The 6,866-nt window shown below is 44.0% G+C and carries 10 protein-coding genes and 2 other annotated features; of the genes, 1 reads left to right on the top strand and 9 read right to left on the bottom strand.

What is annotated here, in order from left to right; all coding sequences use genetic code 11:
- Together ACTSEZ_RS21350 and ACTSEZ_RS13355 are read right to left on the bottom strand one after the other, a co-directional pair.
- Nucleotides 1-113: hypothetical protein (locus ACTSEZ_RS21350; RefSeq protein ID WP_503129026.1), on the bottom strand; the 113-nt coding region annotated here is incomplete at its 3' end.
- 62 nt (nucleotides 114-175) lie between these two features.
- Nucleotides 176-664, bottom strand: a complete 489-nt coding sequence (locus tag ACTSEZ_RS13355; RefSeq protein WP_369734668.1) for a dUTP diphosphatase — start codon at nucleotides 662-664, stop codon at nucleotides 176-178.
- Nucleotides 665-792: 128 nt separating this feature from the next.
- Between ACTSEZ_RS13355 and ACTSEZ_RS13350 the strand changes: the two genes are divergently transcribed.
- Entirely contained in the window at nucleotides 793-1,188 is a 396-nt protein-coding gene (locus ACTSEZ_RS13350; RefSeq protein WP_369734667.1) for a sigma-w pathway protein ysdB, read from the top strand.
- Between the two features lie 22 nt (nucleotides 1,189-1,210).
- Here ACTSEZ_RS13350 and ACTSEZ_RS13345 read toward each other — a convergent pair whose 3' ends face one another.
- The 7 genes from ACTSEZ_RS13345 to ytxC all read right to left on the bottom strand — a co-directional run bounded on the left by ACTSEZ_RS13345 (nucleotide 1,211) and on the right by ytxC (nucleotide 6,755).
- Complete coding sequence (locus tag ACTSEZ_RS13345) at nucleotides 1,211-1,795, bottom strand: TVP38/TMEM64 family protein (RefSeq protein WP_369734666.1); 585 nt, start codon at nucleotides 1,793-1,795, stop codon at nucleotides 1,211-1,213.
- Between the two features lie 61 nt (nucleotides 1,796-1,856).
- Complete coding sequence (locus ACTSEZ_RS13340; protein WP_369734665.1) at nucleotides 1,857-2,126, bottom strand: DUF1294 domain-containing protein; 270 nt, start codon at nucleotides 2,124-2,126, stop codon at nucleotides 1,857-1,859.
- A gap of 66 nt (nucleotides 2,127-2,192) precedes the next feature.
- Complete coding sequence (rplT, locus tag ACTSEZ_RS13335) at nucleotides 2,193-2,552, bottom strand: 50S ribosomal protein L20 (protein ID WP_369734664.1); 360 nt, start codon at nucleotides 2,550-2,552, stop codon at nucleotides 2,193-2,195.
- A gap of 27 nt (nucleotides 2,553-2,579) precedes the next feature.
- Entirely contained in the window at nucleotides 2,580-2,780 is a 201-nt protein-coding gene (rpmI, locus tag ACTSEZ_RS13330; protein WP_029279195.1) for a 50S ribosomal protein L35, read from the bottom strand.
- Between the two features lie 21 nt (nucleotides 2,781-2,801).
- Nucleotides 2,802-3,320: a translation initiation factor IF-3 gene (gene infC, locus ACTSEZ_RS13325; RefSeq protein WP_161781213.1), complete on the bottom strand. Its 519-nt coding sequence runs from the start codon at nucleotides 3,318-3,320 to the stop codon at nucleotides 2,802-2,804.
- 49 nt (nucleotides 3,321-3,369) lie between these two features.
- Nucleotides 3,370-3,499, bottom strand: a sequence feature (ribosomal protein L20 leader region).
- Between the two features lie 131 nt (nucleotides 3,500-3,630).
- A complete protein-coding gene (gene thrS / locus ACTSEZ_RS13320) occupies nucleotides 3,631-5,559 on the bottom strand; it encodes a threonine--tRNA ligase (protein ID WP_369734663.1) in 1,929 nt (642 codons plus the stop codon).
- A 53-nt stretch (nucleotides 5,560-5,612) separates the two neighbouring features.
- Nucleotides 5,613-5,853, bottom strand: a binding site (T-box leader).
- Between the two features lie 77 nt (nucleotides 5,854-5,930).
- A complete protein-coding gene (gene ytxC / locus ACTSEZ_RS13315; protein WP_369734662.1) occupies nucleotides 5,931-6,755 on the bottom strand; it encodes a putative sporulation protein YtxC in 825 nt (274 codons plus the stop codon).
- Nucleotides 6,756-6,866: the final 111 nt, after the last annotated feature.

Genomic DNA, 6,866 nt, shown 5'->3' with positions numbered 1-6,866 from the left:
TAGGCTGATATGTAGTTTTTCATAACCTCTCTCGGTTCGCGTTCATTTCCTGGAATTCCCTTTGCATCTGTCAGGTCCTTCAGCATCTGAAGTGTTTCGTCTAATTTTGTCATCCCTTTACCCCTCTCGTTTATTATCTACTATTATACTAAACGCTGGAAAGTAATACAAAATGTTAATAACCCTGTTTCTGGCGGTCATGGTTAACTTCATTCTTTTTCATATAAGCATCTTCAATTTGGGTTCCTGAAAATCCAAGGGCCTGTCCAAGGTGCATATACTTGCTGAACAGCTGGATAAATTGTTCATCCGCACAGTTCTTTTCAAACTGGGCAATTGCGTTAAAAACATCGGCAAAATGAGCAGTGAGCGACTTTTCTTCCGTATACGGCTGAATCTCGATTCCACTCGTTTTTCCGATCTCAATTCCAAGAGACAAAATAAAATGGACGCCGTCCACGTACTCTTCAAGAATGACATCTGTTTCTGCCGGCGGTTTCAGGCTCCAGAATTTGAAGCATCTCGTTTCATTCGCAAGTTCCCCCACTTCCACATACAGGGCAAGAATCTTCTTGTGAATAAGGGATTCCTTCTCAAGGCCATGCTGTTTTTCTATTTTGCTGTCAAGGGTATGCTGCATCTCAAACAATTTTGTTAAATTCACGATTTCACTCTCCTCTACGAGCCAATTTTATCACTGCAGGAACCATGCTTCAAAATTTTTTCATGAAATATGAAACCTTCCGCCGCACTAATACGTATTGTAACAAAATATGTCTTGGAGGCATTGCTATGATTGTTATCTTCCTACGGCTGCTCCTGCTCGCACTCGTCATTTTCATCCTTTATTCTTTAGCAAAATACGTGCTGAATCCTAAACGCAAGCTAGAGCTTGCACAAGAACAGAACCGGTTTTATCTGCTCGATGACCCCGGCAATGTCCGCAAGAATTTTCTCCTGACATATAAAGGCGTCCGGTTTGAAGGCGAAAAATATCTCGGCACGACCGGTCAGGCGTTTGAAGTCGTCTCCATTTTCATCTGGACCGACACACCGAGCAAGCTTCAGGGACTTTCTTTCTCGGATTTCCAATTTATCGCAGATAAAGTGAAAGAAACCTATCCGCATGCAGCCATTGACTGGAAGAGTCCCGTCAGAGAATTTCTCTCAAAAGCACAAAAGCCGTGACCTTGTTGATCACGGCTTTTGGCTATTTCAGAAAAAATTCGTTCCATTTAATAATGCTTCTTCGTTCTCTGAGCAAATAGACAAATACAATAAGCGTGCAGAGGATCAGAATGGTCGCAATGAGCGACAGTCTGCCAAAGTAAGTGCCAAACGAAGTAAAACAGAAGGCCGCAGGAATATGCGTCCAGAAGGAAAGCTTTGCATATTCTTTAAACGAGCCGGATCTGTCCAGAATGCAGAGGGATAAGAGCGAAAAATTCACGAACGGAATCATCCGGAGCACGGTAATCTGCCCAACCGAAAGACGCGTATAATTCCCCAGCCATTTTTTCTTAAGCCCCGAAAAGCGGTCTAAGAAGGATGGAAACTGTTTCGACAGCGTATAAAAAGTGATGCTCGCAACAGTCAGCCCAATAATGGAATAAAACGTGCCGAATTCTGTTCCGAAAAGTATACCCCCGACAATACAAATGGCCACAACAGGTATGAACAAAAACTGCCTCAAAATGTGCATGCCGATAAAAAACACAGGTGCCAGAAATCCCGCAGACTGGACGGTATTGACCACAGCCGAAGTAGCAAGATCGATTGTTCCCACCTCTTTCATGCAGTCCCTGATGATGCTGTGTGAGAATCGTTCCCTAAAGTGTATCAGATGGGAGGCTGTCTTATGACAGCTTATAGAGAAAATAGACAAACAAAACGAGATGGACAACCATCAATGCCGGAAGACCTGCCGCAAACGTTCGGTGCTTCGTTTTGTGGCGGTACGTATTCATCCCTACAGTAAGTCCCGCTGCACCACCGATAAAGGCGACAAGCCAAAGAGTGTTCTCCTTGATTCTCCACTCGCCGCGTTTCGCTTTTTTCTTATCCGCTCCCATTATGTAAAATCCGTACACATTCAAGATCAAATAGTACGCAATCATGAGTGCCATATCATTCAACTCCATAAATAAATGATAAAAAGACCATTCTCATACGGTGAGAATGGTCTTGTGGTATTAGCTGTTAAGTTTAGCTTTAGCAGCGTCTGCAAGTTGAGCGAAAGCTTTTGCATCAGTAACTGCAAGCTCAGCAAGCATTTTGCGGTTAACTTCGATGCCTGCAAGCTTTAAGCCATGCATTAAACGGCTGTAAGAAAGACCGTTTAGGCGTGCAGCAGCGTTAATACGAGTGATCCAAAGCTGACGGAAGTCACGCTTTTTCTGACGGCGATCACGGTAAGCATACATTAATGATTTCATTACTTGCTGGTTAGCAACTTTGTATAATGTATGTTTTGAACCGAAATAACCTTTAGCTAATTTAAGAACTTTTTTACGTCTTTGACGTGAGACAGTACCGCCTTTTACTCTTGGCATGTCAATTCCCTCCTATGTGAAAACGAATTATTTAATGTTATCTAATAAATGACGGATGCGTTTGAAGTCGCCTTTGCTTACTAGCGTGCCTTTGCGAAGCTTGCGTTTTGCTTTCGTTGATTTGTTAGCAAATAAATGGCTAGTGTAAGCGTGTGAACGTTTTAATTTACCTGATCCAGTCTTTTTGAAACGCTTTGCAGCGCCGCGATGAGTTTTCATTTTTGGCATAAGGTATTCCTCCTCGTATCTTTACTTTTCAGCTTTAGGTGCAAGCACCAGGAACATACTGCGTCCATCCATTTTCGGATGAGACTCAATTGTACTTAAATCTTCACAAGCTTTAGAAAAACGGTCCAGAACACGCTGGCCAATTTCTTTATGAGTGATTGCACGTCCTTTAAAGCGGATGGAAGCTTTCACTTTGTCTCCTTTTTCAAGGAACTTGCGTGCATTTTTAAGTTTTGTGTTAAAATCATGCTCATCAATCGTCGGGCTGAAGCGAACCTCTTTCATGCTGATGATCTTTTGATTTTTACGTGCTTCTTTGTCTTTCTTCTGCTGCTCAAAACGGAATTTTCCGTAGTCCATAATGCGACATACAGGAGGCTTCGCGTTTGCGGCAACTAACACTAAGTCAAGATTCGCTCTGGCAGCAATCTCAAGCGCCTCTTGGCGTGTTTTGATTCCAAGCTGGTCGCCGTTTGCACCAATCAGACGAACCTCACGAGCGCGGATTCCATCGTTTACCATCATGTCTTTGCTAATAATTAGCCACCTCCAAGGATTTTTAACTGAACAGACTCTGCTCGCACTTTTTTCAAATAAAAAAGTGCGGGCGCATAAAACACCCACACTACGATTTAGTATACTAAGTATAAAATGGTCGTAAACCTGCAGACTGCGCAATGCGTCAATCAGGTGAGAAGCGGGTGCTTCTGCTTGCTAGACAAACGTTCTATTCAATTACCATGCAAATTATATCACGGAAAAAATTCCTGTGTCAAGTCATGCTGGCTTTTATTGCAACAAAAAGAATTGTATCAAACATCTTCCGCATGTGCAATACTTTTTTACAGATTTATCTTTTAACTTCTTTCACAATGCCGTCAATAAATGCATCCAGGCTGATTGTTTCAGATTTCTGCTCGCCGTATTTACGGACATTCACAGCTGATTCAGCTGCTTCATTATCGCCCACTACAAGCATATAAGGTGTTTTCTGAATCTGCGCCTCGCGGATTTTATATCCGATTTTCTCATCGCGTGCATCAAGCTCGACGCGGAGACCTGCAGCCTGCAGCTTCTCCTGAACGCTTTTCGCGTAATCAAGATGAACTGAAGGCGAAACCGGGATCACCTGAACCTGAGTTGGAGCAAGCCAAGTCGGGAACGCCCCTTTGTACTCTTCAATCAGGAAGGCTACAAAACGTTCCATCGTTGAGACAACCCCGCGGTGAATAACAACCGGACGGTGCTGTTTGCCGTCTTCTCCTACATAGTTCAGATCAAAGCGCTCCGGCAATAAGAAGTCAAGCTGCACAGTAGAAAGCGTTTCGTCTTTTCCAAGTGCTGTGCGGACCTGAACATCAAGCTTAGGACCATAGAACGCCGCTTCCCCTTCTGCTTCAAAATAGTCATGACCAAGCTCGTCCATCGCAGATTTAAGCATACTCTGTGCTTTTTCCCACATCGCATCATCGTCAAAATATTTCTCTTTGTCTTCCGGATCGCGGTAGGAAAGACGGAAGGAATAGTCATTGATGCCAAAGTCTTTATAAACTTCTTCAACAAGTTTTACAACCCGGATAAATTCATCTTTGATTTGATCAGGACGGACAAAGATATGGGCGTCATTCAGCGTCATTGCGCGGACACGCTGCAGTCCTGTAAGAGCTCCTGACATCTCATAGCGGTGCATCGTTCCAAGCTCTGCCACGCGGATCGGAAGTTCGCGGTAGCTGTGAATGTCATGCTTGTACACCATCATGTGATGCGGGCAATTCATCGGACGAAGAACAAGGTCTTCATTGTCCATGTTCATTGCAGGGAACATGTCATCCTGATAATGATCCCAGTGGCCGGATGTTTTGTACAGCTCCACACTGCCAAGCACCGGTGTGTATACGTGCTGGTAGCCCAGACGCTCTTCTTTATCCACAATGTAGCGCTCTACGATGCGCCTTATTGTCGCGCCTTTTGGAAGCCAGATTGGGAGGCCCTGTCCTACTTTTTGAGATGTCGTAAACAGGCTCAGTTCTTTTCCAAGCTTTCGGTGATCGCGCTCCTTCGCTTCTTCAAGCAGGCGCAGATGCTCATCAAGGTCTGCTTTTTTAATGAAAGCCGTACCGTAAATGCGCTGCAGCATTTTATTGTTGCTGTCCCCGCGCCAGTATGCGCCGGCTACACTTAAAAGCTTAAATTCTTTCAGCTTTCCTGTTGAAGGAACATGCACCCCGCGGCAGAGGTCAAAGAAATCGCCCTGTTCATAGATCGTCACTTTTTCCCCTTCAGGAATGGCATCAAGCAGCTCAATCTTCAGGTGATCGCCTATTTCTTCATATAACGCCTTTGCTTCTTCGCGTGTTACTTCTTTGCGGACGACCTCTATGTTTTCATTGATGATTTTCTTCATTTCTTTTTCAATCGCCGGCAGATCCTCAGCAGAAATCGATTCTTCCATATCGATGTCATAGTAGAACCCGTTTTCAATAACCGGACCGATTCCAAGCTTTACATTTCCATATAATCGTTTAATGGCCTGGGCGAGTACGTGGGCAGAGCTGTGGCGGATGATTTCCAGCGCATCTGGGCTGTCGAGTGTGACAATTTCAATGCTTCCGTCCTGCTCAATCGGTGTTTTCAAATCAATCAGTTCACCGTTCAGTTTACCGGCAATGGATTTTTTTCTCAGACCCGGGCTGATGGAGGCTGCGATATCTTCAGTTGATGTGCCTGCCTGATATTCCTTTACAGCTCCGTCCGGAAAAGTAATGTTTACATTTGACATCCTAAAGTCACTCCTTGCATGTTTTCTTAAAAAATAAAAAACCCGTCCCTAAAATAAGGGACGAGTGATTATTCGCCGTGGTTCCACCCTTGTTTCCATTCACATTACGCGCGGTGAATGGCTCAAAAAAGATCTGTAACGGGATTTCCCGTCAGCACTTACTCAGGAATAAGTCCTTTTCAAAGCTGAAGTTCAGAGGCGGTAAGCAGGTTATTCGTACTGGGAAGCTTTCAGCCATGTCTTCCCTCTCTTTGAGCCGTGATAACTCACCCGTGTCCTCATCAAAACTTTTCTTCTATTCATAACGTATTATAAAAGCATTCCGGGAGGAAATCAAGCTGATTCCGCTTTTTCCCTTCCGAAAGCTGAATTTAAACGCCAGCCATCTTTCTCGGATAAATGCTTACCCGTTCAAGAAAGATATTCTGGATGGTCTGCACCATTCCATAATCAGGTGAATCGGTATACAGGTGGATCTTCCCAGGGGCTATAGAGACAAGGGGAGCCAAAAGGGAAGCATCAATGTACATCGGGTGCTGATGAACGAACGTCCTGTCAATACGCCCCGCTAAATCCTCTTTGCTGATTTCAGAAAAATGCTCATTGTAAACGGTCAGTTCGTGTTCATGAACAATGTGAATAACCTCTGCCTTCGTTTCCCTGCTCATGGCATACTCTCTTAAACTATGAATAAACGTCTGATACTCCTGTTCAAGCTTATACTCTTCAATCGCAATCTCAATATATTTATATAAACGCTCCACATAGCTGTGAAGACGGAATTTTATAAAGGACGAAAGAGCAAATGCAAGATCAGGCTTAATAAAGTCATTCAGCGCTTCATAAATCGGCGTTTCTCTCACGGGAAGCTGTTTGGCACCGGGAATTTCCGTCCGTTCACCTTCAATGATCGCCTCTGCAATATGTATGATTTGCTGCTGTTCTTCAGGCTCATGAAAATAAAAGCGGTCCCTGATGATCGAAAGCATAAGACGTGATTCATTGTATTTAAGAATATAAGACGCAAGCGCCGGAATAAAAAGCGTTCTTGCCGCCGCATCAAAATCACTTGCCGAAACCCCGACTCCGTTTCCGTCAATTATGCACAATTCAACGTTCCGCTGATTTTGCTTAAGGACAAGCATTGTATAAAATCTCTCTGCTTCATCCGGAGAATTAAAAAATACTTTGATCAAGGTTGTCCCCCCTTTTAGCCAATACCTGATTCCATGTATATGGCCTGAGAAGAACAATTAGAATCACAAAACCAAAAAAAGCAGCACGCCGCAGGATTTGCGGTGTACTGC

Origin of the sequence: Metabacillus mesotrionivorans (genome assembly GCF_052171315.1) — a bacterium.
Taxonomy (GTDB): domain Bacteria; phylum Bacillota; class Bacilli; order Bacillales; family Bacillaceae; genus Bacillus_P.
Note: the sequence above shows the minus strand (reverse complement) of the source record. Positions and strands in the feature narration are given on the sequence as shown.

Coding starts and splice junctions, on each gene's coding strand:
- thrS (WP_369734663.1), bottom strand. CDS start 5,559: ATGTCAAATGTAAACATTACTTTTCCGGACGGAGCTGTAAAGGAATAT.
- ACTSEZ_RS13345 (WP_369734666.1), bottom strand. CDS start 1,795: ATGAAAGAGGTGGGAACAATCGATCTTGCTACTTCGGCTGTGGTCAAT.
- rpmI (WP_029279195.1), bottom strand. CDS start 2,780: ATGCCAAAAATGAAAACTCATCGCGGCGCTGCAAAGCGTTTCAAAAAG.
- ACTSEZ_RS13340 (WP_369734665.1), bottom strand. CDS start 2,126: ATGGCACTCATGATTGCGTACTATTTGATCTTGAATGTGTACGGATTT.
- rplT (WP_369734664.1), bottom strand. CDS start 2,552: ATGCCAAGAGTAAAAGGCGGTACTGTCTCACGTCAAAGACGTAAAAAA.
- ACTSEZ_RS13350 (WP_369734667.1), top strand. CDS start 793: ATGATTGTTATCTTCCTACGGCTGCTCCTGCTCGCACTCGTCATTTTC.